Below are 17,106 nucleotides of genomic sequence, written 5' to 3'. Positions count from 1 at the left end.
TCGAGGAGTGTCCGGTGGCGGCTAGCGGGTCGCCGCAGCGGTTGGTGCCTGCCGGGCGCTCCACTGTGAGCTGTTGCCCGATCAGCCCCTCAGGGGTCACGGGCCGATCCGTGGGACGGGTACGACGGTGCCGATGCTGAACGCCTTCCCGCGCCCGGCAGCCCGGCGCAGCCCGATCAGCAAGGCGTCGGTGGTGCACATGCCCGCGCCGATGTCGGCGAGCAGCCCGGACGAACAGCAGGTCCGCCGGCAACGCCGGGGGCAGCCCGGTCGTCGTCACCCGGCGAACGCAGACGGGACGACGGCGAGCGGCTGCGCGGACGCGTACTCGTCGGCCAGGACATCGGAGATGAATGGTGCGGCCAGCCGGGCCGCGCTCGCCGCGACGGACCGGCCCCACCGACGCCTCGACCTGCCGTGAGGGTGGCATGGGCCGGCGATCCAGCCTGCGGGGCAGAGGGCAATCGGCTACCCGCTCGGGGGTTCGGCCTGCGCAGCTTCTTCGTACGTATCGGCGAGTGTAGAGATTCGTCGCGCCTCGGCGAACTGTCCAAGCATGCTGAGCAGGTAAACGAGTTCGCGGCAGCTTTCGACCAGAATTCCATGAAATCCTGGATCCTTGGCCACCAGGCGTGGCAGGACTTCCACCAGCCGGTGGGCGAGGGACACGGCTTCCTCGAACTGTCCCGCGGTGACGTGAGTATCCCGCAGGGCCTTCAACGACCCGGCGAACTGGAAAAGGTAATGATCTTCGTCGGCGTCGGTGAGCTGTTCGTACAGACGGTTACCCCGCAGGCAACTTTCGACAGCCTCCTCGTTCCGCCCTGCCGCCACCTGAGCGTTCGCAAGGCCGTGAAGAGTTGCGGCGAGCCCGTGGAGGTAGCGGCCGGAGTCGAACTTGGCGAGTTCTTCATGCAACTCGACGGCTAGCATAAAGGGCCCGACCCCGTCCTCGGCACGTCCGAACGACAGGTGAATGTTGCCGACCACCTCCAGGGCATAGGCGAAGTCGGCGCAGTGGCGCGGAGCCCGGCTGGCTTTCAACGCGACTTCGCCCATCTGGACCGCCTCGATTCCTGCCGCAAGCGCTTCATCTTGATGGCCCAGCCGGGCATGGTGATCCGCCAGCTTGGCCAGCGCCAGCGCAAGCAATGCAGTCTGATCAGCTGCTCGTAGTAACTTCGCACCTTCCGCGAAACAGGTCAGCGCTTCCGGCAGGCGCCGCAGCCGCGAGTATCGATCGCCGAGCTCGATAAGCGCGCGCGCCAGCTTCGAACCTTCCGAGGCATCGAGTCCTCGTCCGGTTTCCACGGCTTCTTGCGCCATCGTCAGGGCTTCATCCGGCCGATCGAGACTGCCGAGGATCTGACTGAGGTCGATGAGCGTCGACACGAAGGTGCCGAGGAACCGCGGTTGTGATTCGGAGAGCCGCCGCAGCAACGACGCCATTGTCTCGCAGAACGGCAGTGCGTCGAGATGCCGGTCCAGCTCGACGAGCACGTTGACGAGCTGGCCGAGAGCCGCGAGGAGATCCCCTTCCGTGCCTTGATGGCCCAGCGTGACAGCGTCCTCGACGGCCGCGACGGCATCATCCGGCCGGGCGAGCCCGAGATGTGCCCTGGCCAAGCCGCCAAGATTCTTGATCAACACGATTCGGTGGCGCCGTGGGTTGGCCGCGGTCAGCCGGCGGCTCACCGCGACCGCGCGTTCGGCAACTGCCAACGCTTCGTCGTAACGGCCGAGCTCCGCGTTTACGCGCGAGGCGACTCCCAGGTCGTACTGCAGTGAGGACAGGTGATCTTCCGGCTGTTCGCCGACCAGGTCTTCGCATAGCGCGATCGCCTCCGTAACCGCAACCAATGCTTCGTCGAGCCGGTGCTGGCCGGTCAGGATAGCGCCGCGGATGCTCAGCGCCTTGGCCAGGACCGGCAGGTAGTAGGACCGGTTTTGCCCGGCGAGGACGCGTAAGCTCGAAACCGCTTCCGAGTTGGCTGCCAGTGCTTCGTCGAACCTTTGCATCTCGGCCTGGGTACCACTCAACCGGTACAACGCCATGGCGAGCTTGGACTCGTCACCCTTGCCCTCACGGGCCAGTTGTCGCTGCAGCGCAACACCTTCCCCGGCGGCAGAGAGGGCCTCACCGTGCTGTCCCAGTTCGGCGTGGGCAGCGGCGAGATTGCCCAGGTCGAATGACAGATCGGCGAGATACCGGTCTCGGTTGTGGTTCACCAGCTGCCGGCTCACCTCCACGCACTCGACGCTTGCGGCCAGCGCTTCCTCACGTCGGCCGGCCTGTCCGTAACGATGGATCAGCTGAGACAGGCCGACGTGGAAAACTTCGAGACCTTCCACCGGATCGATCTTCGCCATGCCCCGGAACAGGGGTATTGCCAGCTGCATGGTGGTGCACAGCAACTGGGCGCCACGTTCGTGCACAGCGGGCGCATCAATCTGCAGCTGGCCGCACTCGAGGGCGAGTTTGAGCTCAGGATCTCCGCGTTCACCGCAGTAGGTCAGCACGTTGTCGAGAACATTCGCCAAGGCGCCGTCCGCATCGTCGAGCGCTTGCGTCACGAGCGCCGCCAGGCTCTCAGCGAGGTACCGGTGCAGGACGGAGTACACCGCCGGGCGGTCGGCAGCCAACCGCAGGGTGGTCAGCATCCGGCCACGGTGACGTGAGCTCGTCGTGCCGAGGTGTACCGCGGCCACTACCTCCTGCAGGTCAGCGGAGCCGCGGGCGGCCGAGTCGAGAAGTTCCTCGATCAGCAGGTCCGGGCCGAACGACTCCAGGAGGAGCTCGCCGGGGTACAGATCGGCCAGCCAGTAGGCGATTCGCCCACGTCGTTCGTTCTGTGCTGCCCCGGCGAACTCCGGAAGCGCTGCAAGCAATGCGGCCGCTTCGCCGGCCTTCGGCGCGCACAGCACGGCGGCCAGGACAGCGCGTAACGCATGGGTTTCGTGCAGATCGGCGAGCTGGTGCGTGACCTGCAGGCGCGCCCAGCGGCTCTGTTCCCGGTCCAGCAAGTGCGCCAGTACATCCTCGCGTACCGAAGACGGAGAGTTCGGCTCGGCGTGATGGCCTTGCACGGCCAGCAACGCGGCGATGTGCACCAGCAGCGGGTTGGCGAATTCCTCGTTTGCCACATCCGGAACTGCGGCCGCCTCGACCCCGAGGAACCGGCCAAATGCCTGTACGGCTACCTGAGCATGGTGCTGGCGTTCGGAGAGCGAGAGGGGATACTCGGCCAGATCGCGGCGCAGGCCGGTGTAGAGCGACGCGGTCCGGTGACTGGTTCGGTCGAGGTCGGCCCACCAAGGGGAACGAGCCGCCGCCTTGCGGGCCAGGAGTAGTACTCGCACCGGTGGCGCGGCTACTCGGTTGGCCAGCCGTTCCAGCGTGGCGCCGAGTACCGTGAGCCAGTTCTCCGGATAGTCGACCACCAGCAAGGTGGGGGACTTCGGGTCGAATTCGGTGAGCGCCTCGATGCTCGATATGAAGCCGGCGTCCCAGGCGTGCGTCTGCATTCGGCCGCACAACTCGGCGGCGAGCCGGCTCTTGCCTGATCCGCCTTCGCCCGTGATGAGGCCGATGCTGAACGGCCGGCCTTCGGTGCACCACGCTTGCAGGTCATCCAGCAGGTCTTTCCGTCCCAGGTACGGCACCACGCTGTATCGTGGCTGCAACAACCAGACCTCCGGCGGACGCGCAGGCAGGGGCCGACGAGGTGGGTCGAGCGATGGGCGCGCTGCCGGCTCGATTGCGGGACGGCCGGGGCCGCTCGCGTCGTGCCGGCGCGCGGTTAGCGCAATCACGCCGGCCAGCACCACCGCCAGGCCAGGGAACACCACCCATGGATTCGACAGCCAGCCGGGTAGCTGATTGCTGGCCACGTTCGTCAGCAATCCGGCGAAACCAACAGCGACAACGACCTCAAGGCTGATCCAGGCCACGCGTCTCCAGGCTTTGCGTCGACCTGCCACGCGGTGCTCCGTCCACTCTTCGGCTGGCACGAGAGCTACCACGGTAGCCGGTTCGGCATAGCATGCTGTGCAACATGGCCAGGCCGGGCCACCTACAGATTCAGGTGAGGGATGAGGGAACGTTTACGATGTTCGGAGACGTGGCGACCATGGCTCGGGGTCGCCCGCCGATCCGGGGTCACCCTCGAACCGCACGGTGACGAACCCGCCCACCGGCAACCATGTCTCGGCCGATGACGTCGCGCAGGAGGTCTGCTTGGCCGTGCTGACGGCGTTGGTTGTGTTCAGTTGTCGGGAGACGTCCCTGGTCCGGTCGCGGCGTACCGGGCGGCGATGGTGCGGACGGCCTCGTCGACTACCTGAGCGACGCGTTCGGCGCTGACCTCCCAGCCCGGTACCAGGAGCGCCGGCCAGAAGACGTAGTTGGAGATCATGCCCAGGAACTGGGTGGCCGCGAGATCCACGTCCGCGATCCGCACCGTTCCCGCCTCGTGCTCGGCCAGCAGGTAGCCGCGCACCGACTCGAAGTAGGGCATCTTGCCCTGCGAGAACTGCGCGTGGGCCAGCTCGGGGAACCGCGGCAGCTCGGCGATGACGATCCTGAACAGGTCGGTCATCCGGGGCCGGCCCAGCAGGTCGGCGTACCGGCGGCCGAGGATGCCGAGTCCGTCGACGAAGTTGCCCGCCTGCGGAGGTTCCTCCTCCTCGGCGGTCGACCATGCCTCCGTCACGATGGCGTCGAACAGGGCGGCTTTGGTCGGGAACTGCTTGAACAAGGTGGCCCGTGAAACGCCGGAGCGCTCGGCGATCCGCGCCAGCGACGTCCGGTCGTAGCCCAGCTCGAGGAAGAGGGCGGTCGCGGCCGCCACGATCAGCGCGCGCTTCTCCTGGGCGACGCGCTGGTGGTACGTCGGCACGGCCTGGCTCATGGGTCCAGCATACGAGGTGAGTGGCTTGACTCGCCACTGCCGCCGACCTAGTGTCGGAGACGTGGTGAGTCGACCGGCTCACCACTGGCGCATCCCGAAGGACCATCCCATGCCCCGCTTCGACAACCAGACCGTGCTCGTGACCGGGGGAACCGGCGGCCAGGGCTCAAGCCACGTGCGCGCTTTTCACGCGGAGGGAGCGAACGTGGTGATCGGTGGCATCGACGCGCGGCGCGGCGCCGCTCTCGCCGACGAGCTGGGGACCCGTGCTCGCTTCACCCGCCTCGACGTGACCGACGAGAACTCATGGTCCGCCGCGGTGCTGGCCGCCGAGACCGCCTTCGGTTCCTTGAACGTGCTGGTCAACAACGCGGGCGTGCAGAATCCGCCGGCAACGATCGAAGAGACGGACCAGGCGACGTGGTCGCGCATCCTCGACGTCAACCTCACGGGGGCCTTCCTCGGCATCAAGGTCGCCGCCCCGGCTCTGCGCCGCGCCGGAGGGGGAGTCGTCGTCAACATCGCCTCGATCATGGGGCTGGGCGGCACGGCGCACTACGCGCCCTACGTCGCCAGCAAGTGGGCCGTGCGAGGCCTCACCCGGACGGCCGCGGTCGAACTCGGCCGCGACCGCATCCGGGTGAACACCATCCACCCCGGCGTGATCTCGACCCCGTTCATCCACGAACCGGCAGCCGGCGCGTCCGCAGCCATCGCCGACTACTACTCACCCGAGCCGTTCGCCATCCCCCGGCTCGGGGAGCCGGCCGACGTCACCCGGCTTCTGTTGTTCCTCAGCTCAACGGACGCCTCGTTCATCACGGGTTCGGAGTACGTCATCGACGGTGGGCTCCTCCTCGGCCCCGCCCTTCAGGCCGAGACCGCATGAACACGTCGTTGTCCCACCTGCCCGACCGCATCCGGCAAGCCATCGAGATCACCCCCCGCCGCGGGCACCGGAGACCGCATCATCGACATCACGACGCTGGGACGCCGCACCGGCCGGCCACGCCGCATCGAGATCTTCTTCTACCGAGCTGCGGGCACCACCTACCTGTGCAGCGGCGCCGGCGGGGCCGCGACCGGCTGGTACGCGAACCTTCTCGCCCATCCCGACTTCACCTTCCACCTCAAGAACGGGATCCGCGCAGATGTGCCGGCACGGGCCACACCGGTCACCGACCCGGCCGAACGCGATGTAACGGAGCTTCTTCGGTTCGAGATTCGAGAGAAGCATCGGCAAAGCCTGCTCGGCCAGCGTTCGGCTGTTCTTCCGCTGCCGCCGCGCGCCCGGCCCGGACACATACTCCCGCGCCCGGGCCCGCGGCTCCGATCGCGCAAGCCGGCCCGCGATCCGTTCATGCACCCGATCCAGCTCGGTGACGTTCATGTACGTGCTGATGCGGGCGTTCGAGGTGGAGTACACGGCGCCTGGGATGCTGCGCGTGCCACGAGTTCCACGGCGGTCCGCGGGCGCTGTCGGACGCCGACCTGGAGAAGCTGTCGGCCCCCTGGCTCGCTCGCTGACAATCGTGAACCCACGCCTGCGGACACGTACGTGGAGCAGCCGCTGACTGGGGCCGGTCGGTCCGTCACCGGCTGGGTGAGTGCGACTACGCCGTAGATGGCGGGAAGTGCGCGGCACGCCAGAGTTCGGTGAGTTGCGGCAACCGCCGCGAAACTCGACGCGCGTTACGCGGCTTTCGATGCCGCCCATTCCGGAGTCGGTCCGTGTGGCGCTCGGCCACATCCCCGCCGTCGTCGACGTGCTCGTGAACGACGCGGGCAGGAACACCGACCAGCGGTGGCCGGCCGTCGATGGCGGTGATCTCGCGGCCCGGTTCCGTTGTCTTCGACGGGCGAGCCGGAACGTCCGCCGGAATTGCCGGCACCATTTTTCTTCTCCGGCGAGGAAGCCGCTCACACCACCGGCCAGGTCGTCCACGTCAACGGCGGCGCCTAGACTGCCCGGTGAGCGGTCGCCGACGCGACACACGAATCACCAGGCGGAGGCGGTGCTCGAGTTCACAGTGCTGGGCGCGATCACCGCATCGCGCGCGGGGGATGACGTCGACCTGGGGTCGCCGCAGCAGCGCTCGGTTCTGGCGCTGCTGCTCCTGCGCGTCGACCGCGCCACTTCCCTCGAACAGATCGTGGAGGCGCTCTGGGAAGGGGAGGCCCCTCCGGGAGCGCGTGGGACGGTCCGGACCTACGTCTACCGGCTGCGCCGGGTCCTGGGAACCGACTCGTCGATCGAGTCGGTCGCCGGCGGGTACCGGTTGCGGGTGCACCGGGATCGGTGGACTTCGGCCGGTTCAGGCTCGCGATGGCCGGGGCCCGCGCCGCCGAGAAGCGAGGCGACCCGGGAACGGCCGCCCAGAAATCGCGCGAGGCGCTGGAGTGCTGGACGGGGCTGCCCTCATGGGAGCACGCGGCCCGTACCTGGAGCGGGAACGGGAGGAGCTCGAGCGGCTTCGCCTCACCGCGTGGGAAGAACGGTTGACCCACCCGGCCTGCCCCAGCGGCACCGCGGCCGCGGCGGTCGACGGTCAGGCCCTCCACCAGGCGACCCGAACGGCCCCCGTCCACCGCAGCCACACGCCTCGCCCCGAGCGCGTGAACGACCTCGACCCACGACGAGGCGCTGCCACCCCCTGCCGCCGCGGTAGCCAGGGTGGTTTCCTCGAAGGCCGGGCAACGGCGCGTGCGCGTCGGTTGCCCGGCCGTGCCGGAGATCGAGGACCGTCTTCGTCGCTAGAAGTCGAGCGGGTCGAGGAACGAGCCCCAGGTGCGGACGCCGGCTGCGCTGAGCGTCCAGCTCCGGCTGATGGTGATTTCGGGCCAGTCGGGATGGTTCCTGGCCTTCAACGACGACGCGTGCCCGTAGACGTTGTCGCCCGGCACCAAGCAGTCGTGCCAGCCGTACCGGTCCGTCCCGAGGAACAGGTCGGTGCGCATGACCCGTTCGCTCCCGCCCATCTTCAGGCCCCAATTGTAATGACCTTCACGCAGGTCGATGGTGCGATCGACGCAGGAGATGGGCATTCCGGGGTTCGGGTGGTTCGTCAGCTCCTGTGTCCAGGTGTTGTAGGCGGTGGGGCTGCTGGCGGCGGTGGCGGTGGCGGGAACGGCGACCGCAGTGATTCCCACCGCGACGGCCAAGCTCGTCAGGGTGCGCAACAGATTTGCCACGGCAGATCCTTTCCGATTCGGTTGAAGGTCGTGTACTCACTGTGGCGATCGGGGATTCAGCATCAGCCTGATTGGCGTTGAATCGCCCCGTCACAGTGGGTACACAGGAAGCTATGGCGGGGGAAAGCGATCCAGGCCCGCGACCGGAGGTCACGGCCTGCGTGCTGGGTAATCTGGAAGTCCGCATGAACGGGGCGTCGGTGCCGGTCGGGCACGTCCGGCAGAAGGCGGTGCTGGTGACGCTGCTGGCCGAGGCCGATCACGTGATGCCACCGGATCGGTTGATCGAGAGAGTCTGGGGAGCCCGCCCGCCGGCACGGGCGCGCTCGGTGCTGCGGACGTACTTGTCGAACCTGCGCCGGGTGCTGAATCACACCGGCATCACGATCACCTGGCACGACACGGGGTACCGGTTGGCCGTCCGCTCCGGGGCCGTGGACCTGCACCGTTTTCGCCACCTGCTCGGCGAGGCCCGCGTCACCGGCGATCCCGGGCGCGCGCTGGCGTTGGCGGACGAAGCGCTGGCGTTGTGGCGCGGCGAGCCTCTGGCCGAACTGGACACCCCGTGGGCGCATTCGACGCGCGAACAGCTGTGCCAGGAGCGCGCCGCCGCCGAGGCCGACCGGATCGACTGGGCGCTCGAGTGCGGTCGGCACGGCGAACTGCTGCCCCGGCTGACCGCCCGTGCGCACGAGGAACCGCTGGACGAACGCCTGGCCGGGCAGCTGATGCTCGCGCTGTACCGGGCCGGACGCCAAGCGGAGGCCCTGGAGCGTTACCAGCACACGCGGCAGCGGCTGGGCGCCGAACTGGGCATCGATCCCGGACCCGCTTTGCAGGACCTGCACCAGCGCATCCTCACCGCCGACCCCTCCACCAGCTCACTCGCCGACGCACCACGGTCAGCGGTTACGCCACGCCAGCTCCCCGCCCCACCGGCCCCCTTCCACGGCCGCGATGCCGAGCTGAGCCGGCTGGACGCCGCGCTCGAAGCGCCGGATCGGGCCACTACCGTGGTCATCTCCGCCATCGCCGGCGCGGGCGGCATCGGTAAGACGTGGTTGGCGCTGCACTGGGCCCACCGCAACGCCGACCGGTTCCCGGATGGTCACCTGTTCGTCGACCTGCGTGGCTTCAGTCCCGACGGGGAGCCGATGAACCCCGCCGTGGCCGTACGCGGATTCCTCGACACCTTCGGCATCGACCCGCGATCCATCCCGGCCGACCCGCACGCCCAGGCCGCGTTGTTCCGCAGCCTCGTCGTGGACAAGCAGATGCTGATCGTCCTGGACAACGCCGCCGACACCAGCCAAGTGCTGCCGTTGCTGCCGGGCGGGCGGTCGTGCACGGTAATCGTCACCAGCCGTAACCGGCTGTCCGGTCTGATCACCGGACACGGTGCCCGCCACCTCCACCTCGACGTGCTCACGGATGCCGAGGCGCACGCCGTGCTGACCGATCGCCTCGGGCGGGCGCGTGTCGACACGGAACCGGCGGCGGCCGGTCGGCTGGTCAGCTTGTGCGGTGGATTTCCGCTGGCGCTGAGCATCATCGCCGGCCACGCGCAGACTCAGCCGCGCCTGCCCCTGGCCGCGCTGGCCGCCGAGCTGAGCGACCTGGGGCTGGGAGCCCTCGACGACGACGACCCCACCGCGAGCCTGCCCGAGGTGCTGTCCTGGTCGCGGCGGTCCCTCAGCCCCGGCCACGCGACCGTGTTCGCGTTGCTCGGCATCGCCGCCGGCCCGGACATCAGCCTGGCTGCCGCCGCCAGCCTCGTCGGCTGCAAGCCGAGCGAGGCCCGGACACTGCTGCGTGCTTTGGACCAAGCCTCGTTGATCGCTCAGGACGTCTCGGGGCGGTACCACCTCCACGACCTCGTCCGCCAGTACGCCGGCGAGGCTGTTCTCCGCGAGATGTCCGTGACAGACCGGGAGAACGCTCTCCTCCGGTGGGTCGATTTCCACCTCCACACGGCCCACGGTGCTCACCGTCTGCTCGATCCGCACGCCGTCTTCGTCGAACCGGACGAGCCGACGCCGGGTTGCGCCCCTGTTTCCTTCTCCGACAGCGCGGCCGCTCTCGCCTGGTTCGACAGTGAACACCGCAACCTGCTGGCCGCTCATCAGCTCGCCGTGACCCGAGGCCGGCACGAGGCGGCGTGGCAGCTGGCACTGGCGTTGACCACCTTCCACCACTGGCGCGGACACCTCCACGACGACCTTGTCGTCTGGCAGACCTGCCTGCCCTCCGCCGACCATGTCGCGCACCCTGCCGCCCGGACCACGACGCACCGATTCCTGGGCCGTGCCCTCACCAGAGTGCGCCGGTACGAGGAAGCGGCCGGCCACCTCCAGCGCGCCCTCGCCGTGGCCGAAGAAAATGGTGACCTGCTCAACCAGGCTCACGCGCACCGCGGTCTGCATTGGGTGCGGGAGCTCGAGGGCGACGACCGGGCGGCACTGGAGCACGCCCTTCGCGCACTGGCCCTCTTCCGCACCTTGGACAATGCGATGTGGGAAATCCGAGCGCTCAACAACGTTGGATGGTTCAACGCGCGGCTTGGCCGCTACGACGAGGCCCGCGAGTACTGCCAGGCCGCGCTGGCCTTGCATGCCCGTCATCCCGTGCTGGACGACGGCCGGGCCGGTACGCTGGACACCCTCGGCTTCATCGACCACCACAACGGCGATCACGTCAGCGCGATCGGCCATTACCGGCAGGCTCTGGCGCTCCGCCGAGAACTCGGGAACGAATACGAGGTGGCCAACACCCTCGACAACCTCGGCTACCCCCACGCCGCCCTCGGCCAGCACCATCACGCCCGAGCGGCGTGGCAAGAAGCCCTGAAGCTCTACCGGACTCAAGAACGCCATGAAGACGCCGTGCGCGCCCAGCACCGAATCGACTCCCTGAACGACGCGGACGCAGCTCCATAGAAAACGCACCCGCGCAGTTCAAGCGACCATGTCTTGTCGGCGGAGGCGGGAGACTGCTACTGGCGTCCAATGCCTTGTACGACTGCGCGGAACCATCCGCGCCTCCACCCGAGCCCTGCCGAACACTTTCGCCCCTCACGACCGGATCTTTTCCGAGTTGCTCGACGGCCAGCGCGCGGAAGGCCGCGAACGTGGCTTGCCAGTACCCGTGACAGCGATGTGCTTCTCGCCCGCAGGACCGCCTCGAAACCGGGCAAAACCTCGCGAACCCTCACCGAGCTGGCGGAATCAGCCGCACGGAAAGCCGACCTGTTCGAGCCGTGGACCGAAACCTCCATCGGAGGGCTGCCCGCCATCGTCCACCACCAACGCGGCAGCACCGGCGACTGGTCGGCAGCCGACCAGGCCACCGACCAGCCGAGCACCTTGAATCGCAGCCTCGGCTCAACGTGGTGACCACGTATAGAAGGCGCGGCGTCCGGGTGTGCGAGCCAGCCTGGGACGTCCGTACGTAATTGCACTCGGCACGGTCGCGGCCGCTGCTCGGGCCAGGGCGTCACAGGCGTGATCACGAAAACCTCTAAGGGAAAGAAGAACTTCGCGGCCAGATCGGAGGAATTGTCAAGAACTGGGATGAGGGCTCTCACGCTGACCCGCTCACCCGAGCTCGGCGATCGCCCGGGCGAGGTCGGGAAGGCGGAGGTAGGACGCGACGCGGTGGAAGTCGACCGAATGGATCGACGCCTCCCGATCGGTGTCCACACCGGTGAACTTCGTCGCCAGCCACCGGGGGATCGCGACGATGTCGCCCGGATCCGCGAGGTTGACCCAGCGCCGGACCCGGGGTGGCCGCTGCCCGAGGCCGTTGCGGGGCGCGGGGCACAGCCGCTCGAACACGACGGACGGCAGCCCGAGCGGCGAGCCGAGGGTCACCAGCAGGTCGACGTCGGGTCCGGGCCGGGACCACAGGGCCTCGTATGCGATCACCGAGCCGAGCGAGTGCGCGATCACCACCCGTGGACGGTGCTCGGTGATCGACTCGGCCACCGAGTCGCGGGCGGAGGCCCGCCCGGGCGCGTCGGGATGGCCCAGGTAGGCGTGCACTTCGCGGCAGAATACGGCGACGAAGGCGGACATCACCGGCACCGTGACGCCACCGCGTGCGGCGAGCAGCGCGATCGCCTGGCGGAGCGGCAGCGTCAGCCGGCCCTGCCGTACGGCCGTCGCGTCGACCTCGGCGACCAGGGCGGCGAGCACGTCCAGCTCGGCCGGGGACAGACCGTGGGGGTCGGTCTCGGGTCCTTGACGACGCCGCCGGTGCAGGTGATGGGCCCAGTACGCGACCCGCACATCGTCCGGCCTTACTTCGGCGCCGCCGGCGGTGAGATGCCGTCGCCAGGTAGCCGTGAGCCGTTCGGCGGCCTCCGCGGCGGAGCGGTGCGGGTCGTGGTTTCCGATGCCGTGGACCCCCAGGATGCGTGTCACGCGCGGTCTCCCATGACGGCGCCGCCCATGTCCAGGACGGCGACCTCCTGCCCGTATCCGACGGCTACCAGGCCGTCGCCGTCGATGTCGACGCAGTGGATCCACCCGCCGGGAAGCACGGTGTCGGCGATCCGCTCGCCGGTGAGCAGGTCGTGTACGCCGAGGTGGCCGGCCTGGGTGCCGACCACGCAGACGGCGCGGCCGTTGACCTCACCGCAGGCGAGCGCGGTCTGCGGGCGCACCGTGCGGGCCTCGTTGATTACGCGGCTGACCAGGGTGCCAGTCCTGGCCTCCCACACTGCGAGGTTGCCCTCGAAGTCGGCGAATGCGACGAGCGGAACGCCCCGATGCTCGTGTACGGCGAGGCACTGCTGTGCGTTGTATCCCTCGAACGCCTGGATCACGACGTCGCGCCGGGTGCGGCTCGCGAGGTCGTACAGGGCTATTTGGCCCGTGGTGGGCCCGTATTCCGCTTGGACTCCGGCAAGCACGGGTGTGCCATCCACCAGCAAACCACGCCAGACCGGCCGGTGGGCGTCGCCGTCGGGAACCTTCCAGCGCAGCAGGCATTCGCCGCTCAACAGGTCCCACATCCAGACGAGGCCGTCGTCCCCCGCCCCCACGATGACCGGCCGGCCGTCCATTGGGAGGACGTCGACTGAGTGCACCCATTCCATGTCGTCACCGGGCGACCGATAGTCGGCGAGTGGCTGTCCCGACGCGAGATCGTGCAGCCGTACGCCGGCCCGGGGGCTCCCGGTCACCACCACCTGGCGCTGGGCGATGGTGGCCACCGCGATGTCGGTTATCCGGAGGTCTCCGTGCGACAGCAGCGCCGTCCACGACCCGGTGCGGGCGTCGCGACAGTGGAGATCGCCGAGATGGCCGCCGCTGAGCACCACCGGATGCCCGCCGACCCGGGTCAGGGCGATGGACTCGACGCCGATCTGGTGGCCGGGAGACGGATCAGCCGGGCTTGAGTCCGACGGTGACAGGTCGGCTACCCGCAGGGCGCCGTCGTCGCACGCGGCGAGGACCAGGACGTGCCCGTCGGCCCGGGCGATCGCGAGATCGCCCACCCAGCCCCGGGCAACCCCGACGCGGAGCAGCTCGTACGCCTCGCCGACACTCAGGTCCCGTACGGTCACGGCACCGCTGCCGTCGCCGGCCACGAGCACCGCGTGGCCGTCCATCAGCGTCACCGCCAGCGCCGTGATCCCCTCGAACTGCGTCCAGGTGGGGAACCGTTCCTCTCCGGTGAACACGTCCCGGATTTCGACCTTGGGGTGATACCGCTGGCCGTTCATGTCGGTGTGCACGCCCCAGGGACCCAAGACGACGACCGGGCGGCCCTCGTGCAGGCCGAGGCGGGCGATCACCGTGCCCGACCGGGGTGAGCACCGGTGGACAGGGCCGATCCGGGCGCCGCTGTGCAGGTCGATGACGTGGCACGTACCGCCGGGGTCCTCGTCTCCGTATCGGCCGCTGTGGGTGGCGTAGACGAGGACAGGGTGATCACCGATCTCGCCGATCTCCAAGGAACAGACACGGTCCGACGGCGTCCGGATCGCCGGTCCGACGGGCGCCCCGGTGACGAGGTCGCGTACGAAAATCCCCGGACCCTCGTCGGTCGCGGCGACCGCGCGGCCAGCCAGCATCCCGGTGGCCAGGCAGTTTCCCTCGCCGGTGGGGTGCTCGCGCACGACCTGCCCGGTGGCCACCGACCGTACGACCAGCCCGCTCTCGGAGCGGAGGACCACAACGGCCTCGCCGTCGACCTCGGATGCCGCGATCACACGCTGGTACCGCGACGCCCGTCCCGGATGCTCGCGGTCGCCGGTGATCGTGATGGGCGGCAGCGTGGGCTCGCCCGTGCGCAGATCGCGAAACCGGATGATCGTGTCGTAGCCCTCCCGGTCGGTGCTGCTGGTGACCACGACGTGCCGGCCGCCGGTACGTGCCACCGCCACCGCGTACACCCGGAAGTCGCCGTCGTTGAACACGGCCCGGACGGCGGGCTTGATCTCGGAGCCGGTGGAGAACAGCGGCTCCAGCGCGAGGGCCGGCGATCCGAAGGGCCGGCTGAGGCGCCGGGCCAGCGCCCGGGCGCCGACGCGGGCGCCGCTGATGGCGAGGTACTGGCGGCGCCGCTCGGGCAGCGCGGACGGGAGGTCTTCCAGCACGCTGCGGTAGACCGTCGCGGCGATGACCGCGTCCGGACCGGATGCGCCGGGCAGCGCGGGGATCAGCGTGGCGGGGTCGGCGTAGACGAGGAACTCGGGGTCGGCAAGCAGCTCGTCGAGGCGTCCGCCCTCGACCGCGTGCTGCACGGCGTGCCGCAGCAGATACGGGTCGGCCTCCGCCCAACGACGTGACCCGTCGGGGTGTCGGCCTACCTGGCCGAGCAGGATGTCGGCGAGTGCTCCGCGGTCCGTACCGCTCATGTCGCCAACTCCGATGCCGCGTCGGCGGGTACGGCGCGGGGATGCTCGCGCAGGTACTCGACGAGGCTCTCGTGGAAGAGACGGAACACGCTGGTGCCGCTGTCATCGGCCGACTGGCGTAGGTAGAAGCGCCCGTCCGCCAGGGCGCGGCGCACGTCCCGGGTCGATGGTGATCCCAGGTCTTCCGGCGCGAACAGGGGTGCGATGGCCCGGATGATCTTCGGTGGCATGCCCACGCCGCGCGCGTGCGCCAGCGCCGCCAGGACCGGACGCATCCAGGGGCTGACCCCGGGCTGGGACAGCGTCATCTCGAGTACCTCGGGCAGCGAGGCGGGGACCTGGGCGAGCAGCCGCTCGGCCTGGGCCTGATCGGTCACCGGGGGCAGCGTGTGGGCGACGTACTCGGCGAACAGCCGGGCGATCAGGAACCCTCCCCACTGCGGCTGGGCATCGCCGGGACGAGTAAGCGTAGCGGCGACCCCGTCCGCGATCGTGGTCACGAACCAGTGGCCCTCCACCGAGCCGTACCAGCGGCCTGCCCGCAGGACGCGCTGGACGTACGCACGCAGGTTCCCGGCCAGCTCCGTGGCCGGGACCTGGTCGAGGTCCAGGATCGTGCCGCCCGCAAGGGCGACGGCCCGCCGGAGCGGCTCGAACTCCTCCCAGGGGCGCATGCCGACGATCAGCCGGCACGCCGCGGAGCCATCCGGCCGGCGTACGCGGGTGAGCGGCACCACCAGCCGCATACTCAGCTCCTCGGAGTCGATGGCCTCGTCCAGCGAGTCGATCACGATCACCGGGGCGACGGGACGGTCGGCGACCGCCTCCAGCAGCGCCTCGACCGACGGCGGCGCCGACTCGGACGCCGACTCCGGCGCGAGCTGCGTGAGCAGGGACGTCGTGATGGCGTCGACGGCCTGCTGCCGGGCGTGTACAGCCGCGAGGTGTGGCGTGGCGGCCGGCGCGGGCAGGTGGCCCCACACCTCCTCGGTCGCGTGTCGCAGCGTGGGGTGGGCCGCGCACACCAGCACCCCGAGCAGGGCCGATTTCCCCACCCCGGGGCTTCCTGTGATGATCCACGGCACTGCCGCAGCCGCTCCGTCGACCAACGCCGAAAGTGCCCGCAGCTCGCGCTCACGCCCCTGGAACAGCCCGGGCCGGCGGCCTGCTTCCCAGCGGGCAGCTGCACGGTCACGGAAATGGCGGGGGTCGACGAGGTGGTCGACCTCGCGCGCGAACTCGGCGAGCCTGTCGTCCATGGCGGCGAGGGCATCATCGAAGGCGGCGCGCCGGTAGTCCGGGTTCGGGAAGAACGGCAGATCGAGCCGGGCGGCCGTCATCGTGTCGATCGGCGTCCCGGTGGGCTCCTGGACCGGCAGCAGAACGTCGTCGCCGTCATCCCCCGCGACGAGGTCCCGGATCCTCGCGGACACCGCCAGGTACGGGACCGTGGGCCGGGACGGATGCGTGCAGAAGTCTCCCGCCGCGACCTCCCGAAGCACCTGGACGACGGCGCGGCTGAAGGCGCAGTCGAAGGCGTCGGAGTCGGGGGCCGACGCGGCGAGGACCCAGGCCCGGTTCGACGCCTGGAAAGGGCGGCGATGCCACCGAGGCACGGTGGCAACGCCGGAACGGCAGAAGTCGAGCAGGAACAGGGTCCGTGGTCGTGCGTCGCCGCCGGCGACCACGGTCCGGACCCACCCGTCGACGTTGCACGCCTCGTCGCGCCGCCCGTCGGCGCCGATCGCGTAGGCGGTGTCCAGATCCGGGGGCTGGTCGCCATGGGTGATCACGTGGACGATCACGACATCGTCCGGACCCGCCTCCTGGATGGTGCGGGTCACGGCCGCGCCCAGGTCGGCCGCCGCCGGCGCACTCGCCCCGGCCAGTAGGGTCACCCGGTAGCCGAGCTCGTCGAGCATCGCCGCGGTGCGGCCCGCCCAGTCGCCGGCCTCGGGCAATGGCGGCCAAGCCGGGGAGTCGGTCGCCTCGTCCGCGTCGAACACAGTCCGCGAGCTGGCGGCGAACTCCGCGATCCCGACCACAAGAGCGCGTCGCTGGCCCAATCCGTTCACCATCCGTGTCCCGGGGTCAAGGCCGATGATAGGCCGAACAGGCATCCGACGGAGCTTCGTACGG

Annotated in this window: 10 protein-coding genes and 2 pseudogenes; 5 read left to right on the top strand and 7 right to left on the bottom strand. The window is 69.6% G+C overall.

All coding sequences use genetic code 11. The features are described from left to right. Positions 1-133: 133 nt before the first annotated feature. On the top strand, positions 134-421 hold the full coding sequence (locus tag IE317_RS09750; protein ID WP_191308378.1) for a hypothetical protein: 288 nt from the start codon (positions 134-136) through the stop codon (positions 419-421). A 47-nt stretch (positions 422-468) separates the two neighbouring features. Here IE317_RS09750 and IE317_RS09745 read toward each other — a convergent pair whose 3' ends face one another. Continuing rightward, positions 469-3,951, bottom strand: a complete 3,483-nt coding sequence (locus tag IE317_RS09745) for a tetratricopeptide repeat protein (protein ID WP_191308376.1) — start codon at positions 3,949-3,951, stop codon at positions 469-471. 314 nt (positions 3,952-4,265) lie between these two features. Further along, complete coding sequence (locus IE317_RS09740; RefSeq protein ID WP_191308374.1) at positions 4,266-4,910, bottom strand: TetR/AcrR family transcriptional regulator; 645 nt, start codon at positions 4,908-4,910, stop codon at positions 4,266-4,268. Between the two features lie 25 nt (positions 4,911-4,935). Between IE317_RS09740 and IE317_RS09735 the strand changes: the two genes are divergently transcribed. Continuing rightward, the gene (locus IE317_RS09735) at positions 4,936-5,799 is read left to right on the top strand and encodes a glucose 1-dehydrogenase (RefSeq protein WP_229902599.1); all 864 of its coding nucleotides are present in this window, start codon (positions 4,936-4,938) and stop codon (positions 5,797-5,799) included. A gap of 78 nt (positions 5,800-5,877) precedes the next feature. After that, positions 5,878-6,045, top strand: a pseudogene (locus tag IE317_RS45430) (nitroreductase/quinone reductase family protein); the annotation flags it as partial. A gap of 104 nt (positions 6,046-6,149) precedes the next feature. Here the strand turns inward: IE317_RS45430 and IE317_RS45570 are convergent. Next, positions 6,150-6,300, bottom strand: a pseudogene (locus tag IE317_RS45570) (IS701 family transposase); the annotation flags it as partial. Positions 6,301-6,616: 316 nt separating this feature from the next. Here IE317_RS45570 and IE317_RS45425 point away from each other — a divergent pair. Beyond that, entirely contained in the window at positions 6,617-7,579 is a 963-nt protein-coding gene (locus tag IE317_RS45425; protein WP_373309009.1) for an AfsR/SARP family transcriptional regulator, read from the top strand. An 85-nt stretch (positions 7,580-7,664) separates the two neighbouring features. On the opposite strand, the gene IE317_RS09720 is transcribed toward IE317_RS45425, so the two are convergent. After that, a complete protein-coding gene (locus tag IE317_RS09720) occupies positions 7,665-8,102 on the bottom strand; it encodes a hypothetical protein (RefSeq protein ID WP_191308370.1) in 438 nt (145 codons plus the stop codon). 113 nt (positions 8,103-8,215) lie between these two features. Here IE317_RS09720 and IE317_RS09715 point away from each other — a divergent pair, with 113 nt between their 5' ends. Then, positions 8,216-11,038 carry an AfsR/SARP family transcriptional regulator gene (locus IE317_RS09715; RefSeq protein ID WP_191308368.1) on the top strand — a complete coding sequence of 941 codons (2,823 nt, stop codon included), beginning with the start codon at positions 8,216-8,218 and terminating at the stop codon, positions 11,036-11,038. 657 nt (positions 11,039-11,695) lie between these two features. On the opposite strand, the gene IE317_RS09710 is transcribed toward IE317_RS09715, so the two are convergent. Genes IE317_RS09710 through IE317_RS09700 form a run of 3 tightly spaced genes read right to left on the bottom strand, consistent with a single transcriptional unit; the run spans position 11,696 to position 17,033 of the window. Continuing rightward, positions 11,696-12,523 (bottom strand): hypothetical protein, encoded by an 828-nt coding sequence (locus IE317_RS09710; RefSeq protein ID WP_191308366.1) that lies wholly within the window; start codon positions 12,521-12,523, stop codon positions 11,696-11,698. Beyond that, positions 12,520-14,967, bottom strand: coding sequence for a WD40 repeat domain-containing protein (locus IE317_RS09705; protein WP_191308364.1), 2,448 nt, complete (start codon positions 14,965-14,967; stop codon positions 12,520-12,522). The genes IE317_RS09710 and IE317_RS09705 overlap by 4 nt, the downstream gene beginning before the upstream one ends. Then, entirely contained in the window at positions 14,964-17,033 is a 2,070-nt protein-coding gene (locus tag IE317_RS09700) for an AAA family ATPase (protein WP_191308362.1), read from the bottom strand. Before IE317_RS09700 ends, IE317_RS09705 begins: the two co-directional genes overlap by 4 nt. Positions 17,034-17,106: the final 73 nt, after the last annotated feature.

The sequence above is a fragment of the Amycolatopsis bullii genome (assembly GCF_014654205.1).
In the GTDB taxonomy this organism is placed as follows: domain Bacteria; phylum Actinomycetota; class Actinomycetes; order Mycobacteriales; family Pseudonocardiaceae; genus Amycolatopsis; species Amycolatopsis plumensis.
Note: the sequence above shows the minus strand (reverse complement) of the source record. Positions and strands in the feature narration are given on the sequence as shown.

Bases quoted from the DNA above. Each gene is read 5' to 3' on its own strand.
- IE317_RS09715 (WP_191308368.1), top strand. From the start codon at position 8,216: ATGGCGGGGGAAAGCGATCCAGGCCCGCGACCGGAGGTCACGGCCTGC.
- IE317_RS09750 (WP_191308378.1), top strand. From the start codon at position 134: ATGCTGAACGCCTTCCCGCGCCCGGCAGCCCGGCGCAGCCCGATCAGC.
- IE317_RS45425 (WP_373309009.1), top strand. From the start codon at position 6,617: ATGCCGCCCATTCCGGAGTCGGTCCGTGTGGCGCTCGGCCACATCCCC.
- IE317_RS09740 (WP_191308374.1), bottom strand. From the start codon at position 4,910: ATGAGCCAGGCCGTGCCGACGTACCACCAGCGCGTCGCCCAGGAGAAG.
- IE317_RS09705 (WP_191308364.1), bottom strand. From the start codon at position 14,967: ATGAGCGGTACGGACCGCGGAGCACTCGCCGACATCCTGCTCGGCCAG.